At 63.1% G+C, this 17,003-nt stretch carries 17 protein-coding genes; 2 read left to right on the top strand and 15 right to left on the bottom strand.

From position 1 onward, the window contains the following. Window positions 1-32: 32 nt before the first annotated feature. Window positions 33-518, bottom strand: a complete 486-nt coding sequence (locus ACZ9GA_RS24790) for a flavin reductase family protein (protein WP_457360109.1) — start codon at window positions 516-518, stop codon at window positions 33-35. A gap of 185 nt (window positions 519-703) precedes the next feature. On the opposite strand from ACZ9GA_RS24790, the gene ACZ9GA_RS24785 reads away from it, so the two are divergent. Then, complete coding sequence (locus ACZ9GA_RS24785; protein ID WP_457360110.1) at window positions 704-2,104, top strand: purine-cytosine permease family protein; 1,401 nt, start codon at window positions 704-706, stop codon at window positions 2,102-2,104. Between the two features lie 157 nt (window positions 2,105-2,261). On the opposite strand, the gene ACZ9GA_RS24780 is transcribed toward ACZ9GA_RS24785, so the two are convergent. The 5 genes from ACZ9GA_RS24780 to ribBA form a co-directional block, all read right to left on the bottom strand. After that, window positions 2,262-3,413: an ABC transporter ATP-binding protein gene (locus ACZ9GA_RS24780; protein ID WP_457360112.1), complete on the bottom strand. Its 1,152-nt coding sequence runs from the start codon at window positions 3,411-3,413 to the stop codon at window positions 2,262-2,264. Beyond that, the gene (locus ACZ9GA_RS24775) at window positions 3,410-4,231 is read right to left on the bottom strand and encodes an ABC transporter permease (protein WP_457360113.1); all 822 of its coding nucleotides are present in this window, start codon (window positions 4,229-4,231) and stop codon (window positions 3,410-3,412) included. Before ACZ9GA_RS24775 ends, ACZ9GA_RS24780 begins: the two co-directional genes overlap by 4 nt. Window positions 4,232-4,237: 6 nt before the next feature. Then, window positions 4,238-5,185 carry an ABC transporter permease gene (locus tag ACZ9GA_RS24770; RefSeq protein ID WP_457360115.1) on the bottom strand — a complete coding sequence of 316 codons (948 nt, stop codon included), beginning with the start codon at window positions 5,183-5,185 and terminating at the stop codon, window positions 4,238-4,240. Beyond that, the gene (locus tag ACZ9GA_RS24765) at window positions 5,170-6,195 is read right to left on the bottom strand and encodes an ABC transporter substrate-binding protein (RefSeq protein ID WP_027981952.1); all 1,026 of its coding nucleotides are present in this window, start codon (window positions 6,193-6,195) and stop codon (window positions 5,170-5,172) included. The genes ACZ9GA_RS24770 and ACZ9GA_RS24765 overlap by 16 nt, the downstream gene beginning before the upstream one ends. A gap of 314 nt (window positions 6,196-6,509) precedes the next feature. Continuing rightward, window positions 6,510-7,619 (bottom strand): bifunctional 3,4-dihydroxy-2-butanone-4-phosphate synthase/GTP cyclohydrolase II, encoded by a 1,110-nt coding sequence (gene ribBA, locus ACZ9GA_RS24760; protein WP_457360117.1) that lies wholly within the window; start codon window positions 7,617-7,619, stop codon window positions 6,510-6,512. Between the two features lie 84 nt (window positions 7,620-7,703). On the opposite strand from ribBA, the gene ACZ9GA_RS24755 reads away from it, so the two are divergent. Next, window positions 7,704-8,015, top strand: coding sequence for a DUF1330 domain-containing protein (locus ACZ9GA_RS24755; RefSeq protein WP_027981950.1), 312 nt, complete (start codon window positions 7,704-7,706; stop codon window positions 8,013-8,015). Here the strand turns inward: ACZ9GA_RS24755 and ACZ9GA_RS24750 are convergent, their stop codons facing one another. From ACZ9GA_RS24750 to ACZ9GA_RS24710, 9 genes are all read right to left on the bottom strand, one after another. Then, entirely contained in the window at window positions 8,016-8,579 is a 564-nt protein-coding gene (locus tag ACZ9GA_RS24750; RefSeq protein ID WP_457360119.1) for an NUDIX hydrolase, read from the bottom strand. 2 nt (window positions 8,580-8,581) lie between these two features. After that, a complete protein-coding gene (locus ACZ9GA_RS24745; protein WP_457360121.1) occupies window positions 8,582-9,334 on the bottom strand; it encodes a GntR family transcriptional regulator in 753 nt (250 codons plus the stop codon). A gap of 206 nt (window positions 9,335-9,540) precedes the next feature. Beyond that, complete coding sequence (locus ACZ9GA_RS24740; protein ID WP_457360123.1) at window positions 9,541-10,026, bottom strand: flavin reductase family protein; 486 nt, start codon at window positions 10,024-10,026, stop codon at window positions 9,541-9,543. A gap of 13 nt (window positions 10,027-10,039) precedes the next feature. Next, entirely contained in the window at window positions 10,040-11,521 is a 1,482-nt protein-coding gene (locus tag ACZ9GA_RS24735) for an aldehyde dehydrogenase (RefSeq protein WP_457360125.1), read from the bottom strand. Further along, window positions 11,518-12,351 (bottom strand): alpha/beta fold hydrolase, encoded by an 834-nt coding sequence (locus tag ACZ9GA_RS24730; protein ID WP_457360127.1) that lies wholly within the window; start codon window positions 12,349-12,351, stop codon window positions 11,518-11,520. Before ACZ9GA_RS24730 ends, ACZ9GA_RS24735 begins: the two co-directional genes overlap by 4 nt. An 18-nt stretch (window positions 12,352-12,369) precedes the next feature. Continuing rightward, window positions 12,370-12,960, bottom strand: coding sequence for an amino acid synthesis family protein (locus ACZ9GA_RS24725; protein ID WP_457360129.1), 591 nt, complete (start codon window positions 12,958-12,960; stop codon window positions 12,370-12,372). Window positions 12,961-13,298: 338 nt separating this feature from the next. Continuing rightward, window positions 13,299-14,513 (bottom strand): SGNH/GDSL hydrolase family protein, encoded by a 1,215-nt coding sequence (locus tag ACZ9GA_RS24720; RefSeq protein WP_457360131.1) that lies wholly within the window; start codon window positions 14,511-14,513, stop codon window positions 13,299-13,301. Beyond that, window positions 14,514-15,542: an SGNH/GDSL hydrolase family protein gene (locus ACZ9GA_RS24715; RefSeq protein ID WP_457360133.1), complete on the bottom strand. Its 1,029-nt coding sequence runs from the start codon at window positions 15,540-15,542 to the stop codon at window positions 14,514-14,516. After that, window positions 15,529-16,932 (bottom strand): MBOAT family O-acyltransferase, encoded by a 1,404-nt coding sequence (locus tag ACZ9GA_RS24710; protein WP_457360135.1) that lies wholly within the window; start codon window positions 16,930-16,932, stop codon window positions 15,529-15,531. Before ACZ9GA_RS24710 ends, ACZ9GA_RS24715 begins: the two co-directional genes overlap by 14 nt. Window positions 16,933-17,003: the final 71 nt, after the last annotated feature.

Below are 17,003 nucleotides of genomic sequence, written 5' to 3'. Positions count from 1 at the left end.
GTATACCATAATACCAATAATCTGCAATGTCTTTATGCGAAGGCCGGTAGCGCGCCCATCTTGCCGCGGCAGTACACCAGCGGGCTGTCACCCTGTTCGGGAACGATCAGGTTCTTCACCGCGCCGACCATGATGGCGTGGTCGCCGCCTTCGTATTCACGCCACAATTCGCACTCGATGATGGCCACGGCGCCCGCCAGCAGCGGGTTGCCCAGCTCGCTCAGGGTCCACTCGATGCCGGCGGCCTTGTCCTTGCCCTTGCGCGCAAACGCGTACGCCTCGGCCTGCTGCTGGCCGGACAGCAAATGGATGGCGAAGCGCTTGTTCTTGATCAGCACAGGGTAGGAGTCGGAGCTGTAGTTGGGGCAGAACAGCACCAGGGCCGGGTCGATGGACAGCGAACTGAAGGCGCTGGCGGTGAGGCCCACGATCTGGCCATCGTCGTCCAGGGTGGTGATCACGGTCACGCCCGAAGGGAAGGAGCCCATGACATTTTTGTAGACGGTGGCGTCGATCATTTGGTGTTCCTCGGTAGACGCGGCTGAATTGGTTTTATGCCGCTTTATTGTCTGATGGTATGCCAAGTTTCTGCTTGTGGAAAGCTTGGAATACCATAATATGGTGTTCGCTCGAGAGGGCGTCGATGAACGGCCTCCGAATTGCATTTCCATACAAAGACAAAAATAGAGAATCGAGTGCATCCATGTCCCAGAAAACCGAACAGACGCAGTTGATCGAAAATCATACGGTGGATTACGTGCCGTTAGCTGAGCGCCATGGGAAGGCGCGCGATCTCTTTACCTTGTGGTTCAGCACCAATATCGCCCCCCTGCCAATCGTGACCGGGGCCATGGTGGTGCAAGTGTTCCACCTCAATTTGCTGTGGGGGCTGATCGCGATTGTGCTCGGCCACATGATCGGCGGGGTGGTGATTGCCCTGGCCTCGGCCCAGGGCCCACGCATGGGCATCCCGCAGATGGTGCAAAGCCGGGGCCAGTTCGGCCGCTATGGGGCCCTGCTGATCGTGTTCTTCGCGGCGATTATCTACGTGGGTTTCTTCATCTCCAACATCGTGCTGGCCGGTGAATCGATTCATGGCATCGTCAATGCCGTGCCGCTGCCGGCGGGCATCATCATTGGCGCGTTGAGCGCCACCGCCATCGGCGTGATCGGCTATCGATTTATCCACACCCTCAACCGCATCGGCACCTGGGTGATGGGCAGTGCGCTGCTGGCCGGCTTCTTCATGATCTTCAGCCAAGACTTGCCGCTGGACTTCTTCAGCCGTGGCGCCTTTAACCTGTCGGGCTTTCTGGCCACTGTGTCGCTGGGCATCATCTGGCAGATCAGCTTCTCGCCGTACGTGTCGGATTATTCGCGCTACCTGCCGGCGGATATCGGCATTGCCCGGCCGTTCCTGGCCACCTACGCCGGCGCCTGCCTGGGCACCATCCTGTCGTTCAGCTTTGGCGCCGTGGCAGTGCTGGCCACGCCTGAAGGTACCGAGGCCATGGCGGCGGTGAAGCAGGCCACCGGTGGGCTGGGGCCGATTTTGATGGTGCTGTTCCTGGCCAATATCATCAGCCACAACGCCTTGAACCTGTATGGCGCCACGCTTTCCATCGTGACCTCGATCCAGACTTTTGCCGGCAACTGGACGCCGAGCATCAAGGTGCGGGTGGTGCTGTCGGCCATTGTGCTGGTGGGGTGCTGCTTCATGGCCTTGGGCGCTTCGTCGAACTTCATCTCGCACTTTATCGGGCTGATTCTGGCGTTGTTGCTGGTGCTGGTGCCGTGGGCGTCGATCAACCTGATCGACTTCTACCTGATCAAGCGTGGCTGCTATGACATCGCCTCGATTTTTGCGGCGGATGGCGGGGTGTATGGGCGGTTCAATCTGCATGCGATCGTGGCGTATTTCATCGGGATCGTGGTGCAACTGCCGTTTGCCAATACGTCGCTGTATGTGGGGCCGTGGGCGAATGTGATTGAGGGGGTGGATTTGTCGTGGTTGGTGGGGTTGGTGGTGACTTGTCCGTTGTATTGGTGCCTGGCTACGCGAGGCCATCAAGCCCAGACCTCCAAGCTTGAGTACGCCAAATAACGTAGCCGCTGCCGCAAGGCTGCGCTGGTCCTGAACCTCGCTGGAGATCTTCAGTGAACTTGAGGGCCAGCGCAGCCTGGCGGCAGCGGCTACGGAATGGGGCGGTAATGAAAAAGGCGCCTGGTCAGGCGCCTTTTTTGTAGCTGGCGATCGGGATTTAATGCGCGCCAGCCGCCTTGTTCAGGTCACCTTCGGCCCACTCGGTATACACGCACGCATCCGCGGTTGCCCAGCGCACCCGCACCGGATCGCCAGCCTTCAACGGCATCCCGGCCGCGCTCAGGGCCTTCACGGTCATGGCGGTGCCGCCTGCGGTAATCACACTGCAGGTCTGGCTTTCACCCAAAAACAGCACCTCAGTCACCTTGGCCGTCACTTCATTCCAGCCCGCCTGCAGCGGTTCGCTGATGGCCTGCGAGACGCTCAGCGCCAGGGCCTTTTCCGGACGCACCATCAATAGCACATCCTGATCAGTACGCAGGTTGGGCGTCAGGCGAATCGACAGCGCCTGGTTCTCGAAGGTGGCCGCCGCGTTGCCCTGGGCCTTGAGCTTGAGGAAATTGGAGTTGCCGAGGAACGACGCCACAAAGGCATTCGGCGGGTTCTGGTACAGGTCGTAGCCGGTGCCCAGGCCGACGATCTTGCCGTGGCTGAAGATGGCGATGCGCTGGGACAGGCGCATGGCTTCTTCCTGGTCATGGGTGACGTAGACGATGGTGATGCCCAGCCGGCGGTGCAACTGGCGCAGTTCGTCCTGCAGGTCTTCACGCAGCTTCTTGTCGAGCGCGCCGAGGGGTTCGTCCATCAGCAGAATGCGTGGCTCGTAGACCAGCGCACGGGCGATAGCCACGCGCTGTTGCTGGCCGCCGGACATCTGCGAAGGGCGACGGTGGGCAAATGGTTCCAGCTGCACCAGCTTGAGCATGGCATCGACGCGCTTTTTCACTTCCTCGGCCGAGTGCTTGCGGATGCTCAGCGGGAAGCCGATGTTGTCGCGCACCGACAGGTGCGGGAACAGCGAATAACGCTGGAACACCATGCCGATGTCGCGCTTGTGCGGCGGCACGTTGACCAGCGACTGGCCGCTGACCAGGATCTCGCCGCTGCTGGGCGTCTCGAAGCCGGCCAGCATCGACAGGGTGGTGCTTTTGCCCGAGCCGCTGGAGCCCAGGAAGGTGAGGAATTCGCCGTCCTGGATATCCAGGGAAATGTTATCCACAGCGGCGAAGTCGCCGTAATGCTTGTTCAGGTTACGCAGGCTGACCAGGGTTTTGCCCGGTTGCGCAGTTTCGTTGATCACGGCACTCATTTGGAAACTCCCAGACGCATTTCATTGCGCCGACGCAGGGCGGCGGCGATGACCATCACCAGCACCGACAGGCCGATCAGCAACGTCGAAGCGACGGCGATCACCGGGGTCAGGTCCTGGCGCAGGGTGGTCCACATTTTCACGGGCAGGGTTTGCAGGGTGGGGCTGGCCATCATCACGCTCAGCACCACTTCATCCCACGACACCAGGAAGGCGAACAGGCCGCCGGCCACCATGCCCGGGCGGATGCCGGGGAAGGTCACCTTGACGATCGCCTGCAAGCGCGAGGCGCCGCAGATCACCGCGGCGTCCTCGATGGACTGGTCGAACAGCTTCAGGGAATTGATGATGGAGATGATGGTGAACGGCAGCGCCACGATCACGTGGCTGACCACGAAGGCGAACAGCGTGCCGGTGTAGCCCAGTTTCAGAAACAACGCGTACACCGCCACGGCGATGATCACCAGCGGCACGATCATCGGCAGGGTGAACAGGCCATACAGCATTTCCCGACCGGGGAACTTGCCGCGCACTAGGGCAAAGGCGGTGGGCAGGCCCAGCGCCACGGCGAAGAAGGTGGTGAGTATCGCCACCTTCAGGCTCGACAGCGCGGCGTCCATCCAGTCGGCATTGGAGAAAAACTGCACGTACCATTTGGTGGTCCAGCCCGGTGGCGGGAACACCAGCCACTGGGATGAACCGAATGACAGCAGCACGATGAACACGATGGGCAGCAACAGGAACAGCGCGATGATGCCGGTGGTGGTGTAAAGGCCGACACGCAGGCGCGTGCTCATGGCATTGGGGGTCAGCAGCATGTCGGCTTACCTCGCGTTGCTGGAGCCGACCGGGCTTTCCGGTTGCAGCTTCAGGTAGAAGTAGAACAGCACCAGGGTGATGACGATCAACAGCGCCGCCGCCGCACTGGCCAGGCCCCAATTGAGGAAGGACTGCACCTGCTGGACGATGAACTCGGGCAGCATCATGTTCTGCGCGCCGCCCAGCAGCGCTGGCGTCACGTAGTAGCCCAGCGACATCACGAACACCATCAACGCCCCCGAGAACAACCCCGAGCGACACAGCGGCAAGAACACCCGGAAGAAGTTGGTCCACGGGCTGGCGCCGCAGATGGCACCGGCCTGCAGCACCATCGGGTCGATGGCCTGCATGGTGGCCTGCAACGGCAGCACGATGAACGGGATCATGATGTAGCTCATGCCGATCACCACGCCGGTGAGGTTATGCACCATCTCCAGCGGCTGGTCGATGATGCCCATGGCCATCAGCGCCTTGTTGATCACCCCGCTGGCCTGCAACAGCACCAGCCAGGAGTAGGTGCGCGCCAGCAGGCTGGTCCACATCGACAGCAGCACGATGTTCAGCAGCCAGCGGCCCCAGCCACGCGGTACCAGGGTGATCACCCAGGCCAGCGGGAAGCCCAGCAGCACGCTGAACAGCGTCACCAGGCCGGCCACCGAGAAGGTGTTGAACAGCACCCGGGCGTAGGCCGAGTTGGCGAACAGTTCCTGATAATTGCCCAGACCCGGTACCGGCTCCAGCACGCCGCGCAGCAGCAGGCCGATCAGCGGGGCGAAGAAGAACAGGCCCAGGAACAGCATGGCCGGCAGCAGGTTGCGGCTGCCGCGCCAGCGTTGGGCCAGGGTGGGTGTGTTCATGGCAGGCGCCTTGCCGTGGGGTGCGCCGACAGCGCTGGGGGCGCTGTCGGTGCTGTGACGGTGGGAAGCCGCCGTCATCTTTATTTGACCAGCCATTCGTTCCACCGTGTCGCAATAGCCGGGCCGTTTTTGGCCCAGTAGGCGAAGTCGAGGGTGATCTGATCCTTAGCGTAGGCAGTGGGCAGGTTGGGCGCGAGCTCAGGCTTGAGCAGGCTCACGCTGTCCTTGTTCACCGGGGCATAAGCGGTGAGGTTGGCGAAGTCCGCCTGGCCTTTGGCCGAGCTGGAATTGGCCAGGAACTTCATCGCCGCGTCCTTGTTTTTCGAGCCCTTGGGGATGACCAGGAAATCGGCCATGACCAGGTTCTGTTTCCAGCTGACGCCTACCGGCGCGCCATCCTGTTGCAGGGCGTAGATGCGGCCGTTCCAGAACTGGCCGATGCTGGCTTCACCGGAGGCCAGCAGTTGCTGGGACTGCGCGCCACCGCCCCACCAGACGATGTCTTTCTTGATGGTGTCGAGTTTCTTGAAGGCGCGGTCCAGGTCCAGCGGGTAGAGCTTGTCGGCGGCTACGCCGTCGGCCAGCAGGGCCAGTTCCAGCACGCCGGGGCTTGGCCATTTGTACAGGGCGCGCTTGCCGGGGTAGGTCTTGGTGTCGAACAGGGCGGTCCAGTCCTGGGGCTTGCCGGCGCCCAGCTTGCCCTCGTTGTAGCCCAGCACGAAGGAGAAGTAGAACGAGCCTACGCCGTGGTCGCCGACGAAGCGCGGGTCGATCTTGTCGCGGTCGATGACCTTGAAGTCCAGCGGTTCGAGCAGGCCTTCGGCGGCGGCACGCAGGGCGAAGTCCGCTTCCACGTCGACCACGTCCCATTGCACGTTGCCGCTGTCGACCATGGCCTTGAGCTTGCCGTAGTCGGTGGGGCCGTCCTGCACCACCTTGATGTTGAGGGACTTGCTGAAAGGCTCGGCCCAGGCGGCTTTCTGTGCATCCTGGGTGCTGCCACCCCAGCTGACGAAGCTCATGCTGTCGGCGGCAAATGCAACGCTCGTGGATACGGCCAGAATGCCGGCGGCGAGAACCGCGGTAGCACCTTTGTTGAACACCATTTGTACGCCCTCATTTGTTGTGTTTTGAGCGGGCTTTACATCGCCCGCCTTTCGGGAGCAGTGGGTCCAGGGGACCTGGTAATGGTCGACCGCGTCAGGGCTTGTTGTTTGTGCTGTCCCTGGCGGGCGCACCTGACACATTCTTTCGGTCTACTGGAATATCATATTATGGTATTCCAAGATTTGTACAAGAGTTTCGCCTTACCGGCTATCTTGTAGCCGCTGCCGCCAGGCTGCGCTGGCCCTATGTTCCACTGGAGATCTTCAGTGGGATGGAGGGCCAGCGCAGCCTGCGGCAGCGGCTACAGGGCGCGTCAGGGTTGGAAGGGAATGCTTTCCACCACCTCCAGGTCATACCCCGTCAGCCCCGCATACTTCAGCGGCGGCCCCAAGTGGCGCAGCTTGCCCACGCCAATGTCCTGCAATATCTGCGCACCCGTCCCCACCTCGGAGTAGATCCGCGACTGCGACCGGCTGTACTGCCGCGGCGGCTGGGTCAGCTGCGGTACACGCTCCAGCAACGCCTGGGACGACTCATGGTTGGCCAGCACCACCACCACGCCACGACCTTCCTCGGCCACCCGCTGCAACGCCGCCCACAGGGTCCAGTTGCTGGGCCCGCTGTATTCGGCACCCACCAGGTCGCGCAGCGGATCGATCACGTGCACGCGCACCAGGGTGGGGTCGTCGCGGCGGATGTCGCCCATCACCATGGCCATGTGCACGCCGCCTTCGATGCGGTCTTCATAGGTAATCAGACGGAAGGTGCCATGTACCGTGGGCAGGTCGCGCTCGCCGTTGCGCACGATGGTGTGCTCGGTGCTGAGGCGGTAGTGGATCAGGTCGGCGATGGTGCCGATCTTGATGCCGTGCTTGCGCGCAAACACTTCCAGGTCCGGGCGGCGGGCCATGGTGCCGTCGTCGTTCATCACTTCGACGATGACCGCGGCCGGGGTGAAGCCGGCCAGGCGCGCCAGGTCGCAACCGGCTTCGGTGTGGCCGGCGCGGGTCAGCACGCCGCCTTCGCGGGCGCGCAGGGGGAAGATGTGGCCGGGCTGGACAATGTCATTGGCGCTGGCGCCAGGCGCCACGGCGGCCTGCACGGTACGCGCGCGGTCGGCGGCGCTGATACCGGTCGTCACCCCGACAGCGGCCTCGATGGACACGGTAAAGGCGGTGGCGAACACGCTGCCGTTGGCCGGCACCATCTGCTCAAGGCCCAGGCGTTGGCAGTGCTCGTCAGTCAGGGTCAGGCAGATCAGGCCGCGGGCTTCGCGGGCCATGAAACTGATGTCGGCGGCGGTGCAGCGGTCGGCTGCCAGCAGCAGGTCGCCTTCGTTTTCTCTATCCTCATCATCCACCAGCAACACCATCTTGCCCTGACGGAAGTCTTCGATGATTTCTTCGGTGCTATTGAAGGCCATGTGTTGTCTCACCTATGACTGGCAGGCTTTATCGTTATTCTGGTATACCATAATACAATTTTAACCGGAACCGTCGAGGTAGTAATGAAGGCTTATTGGATCGCCCAGGTAGACGTCACCGACCCTGAGCAATACACCGAGTACACCCAGCGTGCGCCCACGGCATTTGCCCTGTATGGCGCGAAGTTCCTGGCCCGTGGCGGGCGCAGCATTGCCATGGAAGGGCGCGAGACACCACAGCGCAGCGTGGTTATCGAGTTTCCCTCGTACCAGCACGCCATCGATTGCTATAACTCGCCCGAATACCAGCAGGCCAAGGCGCAGCGCGAAACCGCAGCCACGGCTGAAATCATCATAGTCGAGGGGTACCCGCTGGGTGACGACACCGCGGTGTAGTCAGCGGATGAAGTGGATCTTGCCGCTGTCGTCGTTGCCCATGTAGATGCCGTAGACCCCAGCCTGGCGTTCCTCGATGTAGCGTTCGAGGATCTGCCGTATGGCCGGGTAGTAAATGGCGTCCCACGGAATGTCGTCCGGGGCGAAGAAGCGGTAGTCGAGGGTTTCCGGGCCGAAGGCGCCGGTGATTTCCACGGCGATGGCGCGGAAGATGATGTACACCTCGCTGATGCGCGGCACGCTGAAAATGGAGTAGGGCGAGACGATGTCGGCGCGCACGCCTGTCTCCTCCCACACCTCGCGCACGGCCGCCTGCTCGGTGGTCTCGCCGGCTTCCATGAAGCCTGCCGGCAGCGTCCAGGTGCCAGGGCGCGGGGGGATGGCGCGCTGGCACAGCAGGTACTTGCCGTCCTGCTCGATGATGCAGCCGGCGATGATCTTGGGGTTGATGTAGTGGATGTAGCCACAGCCCGTGCACATCAGCCGTTCATGGGTATCGCCGGCAGGCACCTGGTGAACCAGGTGGGCGGCACCGCACTGCGGGCAGAAGCGTGGGCTGGGCATGATCAACTCCCTATGCGCGGTTCTTTCTGGACGATGGGGGTGGCGATGTCACGCAGCTTGCTGGTGTCGTTCTGCTTCAGGCGCAGGTAGTCCAGGGCCACTTTTGCGGCGGCGCGTACGTGGTCCACCGAGGCCTGGTGGGCGGCCAGCGGGTCGCCGCTCTTGATGGCCGCAACAATGCGCTCCATTTCCTGGTTGCTGGCGCCGCGACGGTTTTCCTGGGACACGGACGTTGCGCGCAGGTAGCTGATGCGTGCCTGCAACTGACGCAACTGGGTGGCGGCCACGTGGTTGCCCGAGCCTTCCAGCAGCACGTCGTAGAAGCCCTGCACCGAGTCCAGTACCTGGGTCAGTTCGCCCTCGTTGAGCGCCCGGCGGTTCTCGTCCAGGGCCTTTTCCAGGGCGCGGATGTCTTTGGCTTTGGCGTTCAGGGTGAACAGCTGCACGATCAGGCCTTCCAGCACGCAGCGCAGCTCGTAGATGTCGCGGGCGTCTTCCAGGGTGATGATGGCCACGCGCGGGCCCTTGGCGTCGGCGAATTCCACCAGGCCTTCGGACTCCAGGTGGCGCAGGGCCTCGCGCACCGAGGTGCGGCTTACGCCCAGGCGTTCGCACAGGTCGCGCTCTACCAGGCGGTCGCCGGGCAGCAGCTGGAAATTCATGATGGCGCTGCGCAGTTTATCCAGCACGATTTCGCGCAGGGTGACGGGGTTGCGATTGACCTTGAAGCTGTCGTCGAGTGGCAGGCGTTTCATCGGGTCCGCTCTGATTAGTTGGGTGGGTACCTCAGGGCCGGAATGGGGGCCGGACAAGGGCCGAAAATCATGGGCGAGTTTATCATGGGCTCCAGGCTTGAGGGCCTCTCGCGAGCAAGCTTTGCTCCCACAGTGCAAGTCGCACCACCTATGTGGGGTCGTACACTGTGGGAGCAAAGCTTGCTCGCGAGGGGCCCTCAAGGTTCTCACACAATAGTAGGCAAAGCCCCCAACTTACCCTTGTGGTAAACCATCGGCGTCACCGGCTCCGTCGGCAATATCAGGTTTTTCACCTGGCCAACGATGATGGCATGGTCGCCACCATCATATTCACGCCACAACTCGCACTCGATGATCGCCGTGGCCTTGGCCAGCAGCGGGTTGCCCAGCTCGCTCACGTGCCACTCGATGCCCTGGGCCTTGTCCTTGCCCTTGCCGGCAAACGCGTAGGCCTCGGCTTTTTGGTCGGCCGACAGCAGGTGGATGGCAAAGCGCTTGCTGTCGCGCAGCACCGGGTAGGTGTCGGACGCGTAGTTGGGACAGAACAGCACCAGTGCCGGGTCGATGGACAGGGCGCTGAAGGCGCTGGCGGTGATGCCGACGATGCCGCCGTCCGGGCCCAGGGTGGTGACCACCGTGACGCCGGAAGGGAAGGACGCCATTACTTCTTTGTAGATGCCGGGTTCGATCATGGCAGTGGCTCTCTTAGCGCATCACAAAAGGATCGGGCATGGGCGCCTGCGAGAGGTTGATCCATACCGTTTTCAGCTCGGTATAGGCCAGCACCGAATCGATGCCGCTCTCGCGGCCGTAGCCGCTGTTCTTGAAGCCGCCAATCGGCGCCATGGCCGATACAGCGCGGTAGGTGTTGACCCAGATAATGCCTGAGCGCACGTCGCGGGCCAACCGATGGGCGCGGCCCAGGTCGCGGGTCCAGATGCCGGCCGCCAGGCCGAACTGCGAGTCGTTGGCAATCGCCAGCGCCTCGGCCTCGTCCTTGAAGCGGATCACCGAGGCCACGGGGCCGAACACTTCTTCCTGCATGATCTTCATCGAGTTGCTGTCGCACTCGAACAGGGTGGGCTCGTAGTACCAGCCATCGCTGTCACTGTGGGCGCGCTTGCCGCCGGTGCGCAGGGTGGCGCCTTCGGCCAATGCGGCAGCGACCAGGCCTTCGACCACGGCCAGTTGCTGGGCGGTGGCCATGGGGCCCATCTCGCTGGTTTCATCCTGCGGGTTGCCGATGCGGATGCGCTGGGCGCGTTCCACCAGGCGGGCGACGAATTCGTCGTAGATCTCGTCCTGCACCAGCAGGCGCGAGCCCGACACGCAGCTTTGCCCGGAGGCGGCGTAGATGCCGGCCACCGCGCCGTTGATCGCGCTGTCCAGGTCGGCGTCGGCAAAGATGATGTTCGGCGACTTGCCGCCCAACTCCAGCGACAGCTTGGCGAAGTTTTCGGCGCTGCTGCGCACCACGTGGCGGGCGGTGGCGGCGCCGCCGGTGAAGGCGATCTTGCGCACCAGCGGATGGCGGGTCAGCGCCGCGCCGGTGCTGGGGCCGTAGCCGGTGACCACGTTGACCACGCCCGGCGGGATGCCGGCCTCAAGGGCCAGGCGCGCCAGTTCCAGGATAGTCGCCGACGCGTGTTCGGACGGCTTGAGCACGATGGTGTTGCCCGCCGCCAGGGCCGGGGCCAGCTTGATGGCGGTGAGGTACAGCGGGCTGTTCCACGGAATGATGCCGGCGACCACGCCCATGGGCTCGTGCACGGTGTAGGCAAACAGGTCAGGCTTGTCCAGCGGCAGGGTGCCGCCTTCCAGCTTGTCGGCAAGGCCCGCCGTGTAGTGGAAGAACTCCGGCAGGTAGCCCACCTGGCCGCGGGTTTCGCGGATCAGCTTGCCGTTGTCACGGCTTTCCAGCTGGGCCAGTTGCTCTTTGTTTTCGGCAATCAGGTCGCCCAGGCGGCGCAGCAGTTTGCCCCGGGCGGTGGCGGTCAGGCCGCGCCAGGCCGGGCTTTCAAAGGCTTTCTGCGCCGCTTGCACGGCGCGTTCCACGTCGGCTTCGTCGGCGTCGGGCAACTGCGCCCAGGCTTGGGCGGTGGCCGGGTTGAGGCTTTCGAAGGTTTTGCCGGACAGCGCATCGACCCATTGGCCGTCGATGCACATCTGAAAGCGGGCGAGAGTCATGCAACGATCCCCTTGGCGTGGTTCTGGGTGGTGAGCGCGTGGGCCAGGAAGTCCAGCAGCATCTGGTTGACCAGGCGCGGCGACTCCACCGGCATCATATGCCGTTGTTCCTCAAGCACTGCAACTTGCGCGCCGGGAATGCGCTCGGCCAGTTGCTGGGCCATCAGCGGCGTGGAGCCGGGGTCCAGTTCGCCGGTGGCGATCAGCGCGGGCACGTGGATGCTGCCCAGGTCGTCGGCGCGGTACATGTCCTGGGTGGCGAACAATTCATAAGTGGTCAGGTAACCCTGGGGGTCATTGCTGGCCAGGGTCTGGCGAATGGCGGCGATCTGCGCCGGGTTGGCCGCCTGGTACTCGCGGCTGAACCAGCGCGACAGGGCCGCCTCGGCGTTGGCGTCGGGGCCGTGTTCGGCGGCCTGGGCGGTGCGGGCGATCACCCCGGCGCGCTGTTCGGCGCTGCGGTTGAACACACTGTTGAGCACCACCAGCCCCGACAGGCGCGTGGGGTGGTGCAAGGCAAAGGCGCGGGCCACCAAGCCACCCATCGAAAAACCGATGACGATGGCCTGGGGTATCTGCAGGTGGTCGAGCAGTTCCAGCAATTGGTCGGCATAGCCGCCCAGCGGCGTGCCCTGCGCGGGGCGCGGGCTGGCGCCGTGGCCCAGCATGTCGTAGGCAATGACGCTGTAATGCGGGGCCAGGCCGACCATCTGGCCGCCCCACATTTCTTTGTTCAGGCCCACGCCATGGATCAGGATCACGGGGTGGCCTTGGCCGGTCGCCAGGTAACTGGTGCCGGCCGGGGTGAGTTCAGCGGTAGGCCGAATCATGGAACGCTCCTGCAAGCCTTAGTTGTTTTTTTCTGCGGCCAGTTCTTCAAGGTCGATGTAGCGGTTGCCGATGCGCGGGTGCAGACGGCCGCCGTTGGCAGCGCCCAGTACCACCACGATCTCGTCGGCACGCGGCGCGTCTTCGATCTTCATTTCCAGGGTGATGTAGTGCGAGCGCAGGCCTTCGTCGTCCTTGTGCATCATCGGGATCTGGATGGAGGTGCCCGGGCCGCCGCGCTTGTTGGTGAAGCTCAGGTAGCTCTTGGCCTGCACCGCTTCGCGGTAGTGGTTGCCGAAGCGCAGGGTGTGGATAACCGCCGAGGCGTGCTCGATTTCACCGTCGGCGCCTACCACGGCAGCCTTGCCGTAGGCTTCGATCTTGTCGGCACCGCCGATGGCGGCAGTCAGGCGTTCCACCATCAGCGCGCCCAGTTCGGAGCAGTTGGCCTTGATCACGGGCTTGAGGTCTTCGACAAAGCCGTTGCCAACCCATGGGTTCTTGATCACCACGGCCAGGCCGACCATGGTCACGGGCTTGTCAGTGGCCTTGCCGCCTTCGATGAGGGTTTCCTCGGTGTAGCTGACGATCTTGCGGATTTCGAAACTCATGACCTGCTCCATTTTAGGGATGGGATTTGGTGTTGTTGTATGATGGTATACCATAATATTGTTCGTGCAAGCCCCTTTGTGCAAGGTGCAGGGGAGGGCAGACGACAAAAGGTATTCGGTATGCCAGAAGATGACATTCCAAGGATAATAGCGCAGAAGGGGGGAGGGGGATAAGGAGCAGATGGGTGGAGCAAAAAGCGGTGCAGCTGCAGCCGAGCTGTGGCCTTGAACGATCACCCTGTAGCCGCTGCCGCGAGGCTGCGCTGGCCCGCGTGAACACTGGAGATCTTCAGTGTGGTTGAGGGCCAGCGCAGCCTGGCGGCAGCGGCTACGGGGATTTAGTGTTTGGCGGGGGCGATCAGGGTGTTCAGGTAGTCGTACAACCCATCCGCCACCTTGAGGTAGCCTTCCTTGGTGAAGTGCACAAGATCCGGCCGTGCCAGGTTCTGCGCCTGCCAGCTGTTGATCGAACAATCCCCACCCATGAACGCCTGCCAGCTCCAGTACAACGTACGATTCTGACTGGCCACACGCTTCTGGCTGTCGATTACCCCATGCAGGCTGCGCGGCTGCCGCGCCTGGCAGCCACTGGCGCCTTTGTTCTTGATCGAATCCGGCGCGCCGACAATCAACAGCACGGTGCCCGGCAAGGCCTGGCGCAGTTGCTGGATGCGCTGGGTCTGCTGGCTTTCATACAAGCCTATGTCCAGGTCATCATCGAAGGCTTCATTGGTGCCGTAGGCCATGATCAGCAGGTCAGGCTTGAGTGCCTTCAAGGTGTCGAGCCAGCCGGCTTGCCACTTGTCCACCACGCTGAACTGCGCGCCATTGATGCCCAGGGTGGAGAACACCACGCCGCTGTTGTTCTGCGCCAGGATGTTCCAGCCACCCACGGCCAGGTTCTGGCCGCTGGCGAAGGTCAGGTCCATGGGCAAGGCCAGGTTGCCGATGGCTGGGCTCAGGCGCCATTCACCGTTGGTGGCGGGTAGCGGGCGTGCTATCTGGGTGTAGTCATCGCGGGCCTGCAGGGTGTTGTTGCTGGCGGCCTGGTACAGGGTGGAGACGCGGTAGCGCATGTCCGTGGCGGGGGTGGGCTCCAGGTGCACATGGGCGCCCGCCGTCTGCGCCACCGACAGGTAGCCGCCCAGGGGGAAGCGATCGCTGTGCTGGTTGCGCGCCGAGGTCAGGGCCCACTGGCTTTTCGCCGCGGTAATGCGCACCTGGTCATAGCGTGTGCCCGGCACGGCTGTGCCCGAGATAAAGCCGATGCCGCCGTTGCCGTAGTCCTGCTGGAAGCGCGTGCGCAGCTCCCCGGTCAGCAGGTCGGCGGCTGTGTGCGAGTCGCCCAGTTGCACGATGGTGACCGCCGAGCGCTGGGCGTTTTTCAGTTTGTTCTGCAGCAGGCGCAGGTTGGGGTCGGCGTCTGCCGTCTTGGCTACCCGCACCACTTTGGCAGGGCTGGGCGTGGTTTGCGTGGCGACGGCCGAGACCGGGCTGCAGCCGCTCAACAGCAGGGCGCTCAGCAGCGTCATGGGGCCAGGCAGTCGTTTCATTCAACGCTCCGTTAAGTCGTGGGTCTGGACATTGATCAGCGACATCACCCGTTCGGCGATGAGCTTCTGCCCGGTAGTAGTGAAATGGATGCCGTCATCGACGCGGGTCTTCACTTTCTTGCCGTCGGCACTTTCCAGGTATGGCGAGAAGGTGTCGTCGTGGTAACCCAGCACATCGTTGGCCGACAGGAACAGCTGGCCGTAGTGGCTGGCTTCGCTTTTGTACAGATCGCTGAGGTAGGCCATGGCAGTGGACAGCTTGTCCTTGCGCATGTTCGGTGGCCCCACCCAGATGACCTGCACGTGGTGCACCTTGGCCAGCTCGAAGATGCTTTCCACGCGCTGTCGGTAAGAGGCTTCCCAGTCGACGCTGTGGAAGCGCAGGAACGGTTTGCCCTTGGCCACCGGCATGTCCCACGGGTCGTTAGGCCCCATGAACACCACGATCAAACGGATATTGGGGTTGGCCTGCAAGGTCTGCTGCACCGTCAGCGGCCAATTGAAGAAGCCGGGGTAGGCAAGGCCGGTGCTTTGCTTGCTGAGGTTGACGCTGTTGATCTTGTAGCGCTTGAGCAGGGTGTTGGCCATATGCGGCGCCACACCCTGCATCAGCGAATCGCCAACGAAAAACACCTCGTCATTGCCGCTCAGGTTGGCGATGGTCAGGGGCGTGACCTTGACCGGTTCCTGCACCTTGGGCACCACCACCGGCTCGGGTACTTCCACCACCTGCGGCTGGGGCGCCACCACCGGTTCGATGACAACCGGCTCGGGCGGGGGCGTGCCGTCCATGCGGGCCAGGAACGCGCCGCGGGCGTCATCCATGGCCTGGGTCAGGGTGGCGCCGAAGGTCCAGGCGCCATTGTCACTGAGGCCGGGCACGCTGCAGGCGGCGTGGTATTTCTGCTGGCAATACAGGCGCACCGACGTCTGGTTCAGCCACAGCAGAATCAGCGCGGCCACCAGCAGGCCCAGGGTCACTTGCAGCGCCTTCACGGGCTGGCTGGCCCACCACTTAGAAACTGGCATAGATGAACCCCGGCACGCCCGATGGCGACGCAAAGATGACCACGGAAATGAACAGGCCCAACGGTACCGGGTACACCAGCCACGGGATGCGCTGGCTGGCGGCGAAGCCCTTGCGCAGGCTGGCGACCAGCCACGGGTAGCAGGCCACCAGCGTCAGGCAAGCCAGAATGCCGGCCCATGGGCCCTGGCTCAGACCTTCGAAAGACAAGTGGGTGAGGCCGGCCAGCATGTCCTGGGTGTCTTCCAGGGTGGCGCTGCGGAAGAAAATCCAGGCAAAAGCCACGTAATGGAAGGTCAGCAGGCGCGCCAGCAGGTCGGCGCCCAGCCACGTGCGCTGGCCGGGGAAGGCGCGGCTATAGAGCTTGTACACGATCAGGCCCAGGCCATGCAGCGCGCCCCAGATCAGGAAGTTGAGGCTGGCGCCGTGCCACAGGCCCGAAATCACCATGGCCGCGAACAGGTTCAGGTTGCTACGCCAGAAGCCTTTGCGATTGCCACCCAGCGGGATGTACACGTAGTCGCGGATGAACGTGGACAGGCTGATGTGCCAGCGGTCCCAGAACTCCTTGAGGTTGCGCGCCATGTACGGGTAGTCGAAGTTGCGCGGCAGGCGGAAGCCCAGCAACAACGCGATGCCGGTGACCAGGTTGGTGTAGCCGCTGAAGTTGAAATAGATCTGCAGCGAGTAGCCGTAAATGCCCAGCAGGATCTGTTCCGGCGAGAAGCCGGTAGGGGTGTCGAACACCGGGTCTACCCAGTTATTCGCCAGCCAGGTGCTGAACAGGAACAGCTTCACCACCGCCAGCGCCACCAGCCCCAGCGCCCGTTGCGGCTCCAGTATCTGGCGCGGCGCGGCGGGCAGGATCTGCGGCAGCAAGTGCTCGGCGCGGTTCACCGGCCCTGCGATCAGGCTGGGGAAGAACGCCAGGTACAGCGCCAGGTCCAGCGGCGCGGCAGGCTTGAGCGTGCCGCGGTTGATCGACATCAGATAGCTGACCGAGTGGAAAATGTAGAACGACATACCCACCGGCAACAGCACTTCAATCAGCGGCAACGCCATGTCCACGCCCATGGCCTGGAAGCCCTGCTGGGCATAGCCGACGAAGAAATCCTGGTACTTGAAGAAGTAGAAGCAGCCCAGCACCAGCACCATGATGGCGGCGTGGGTGAACCATCGCCCAGGGTGGCGGGCACTCAGTTTGCCCAGGCCGAACACGGCCACGGTGTACACCAGCAGGATGTTCAGGAAGTTCAGGTTGAAGCTGGCGAGGATGGCGTAGCTGGCGCCGAGCAACAGCAGGTTCTGGGCGCGCAGGCTGAAGCTCAGGCACCAGTACAGCAGGAAGAACACAATGAAACAGAGACCGAATTCGATCGAGAAGTAGCTCATCAACGTAGTCCGTTACGCAGTCTGCGGCCGCAGGGAGGGGGGCGTTTCAGGCGCCAGGCCGCAAATCAGGG

The organism is Pseudomonas sp. TE3644 (genome assembly GCF_056278815.1).
This window is presented reverse-complemented; position numbering and strand designations above follow the sequence as displayed.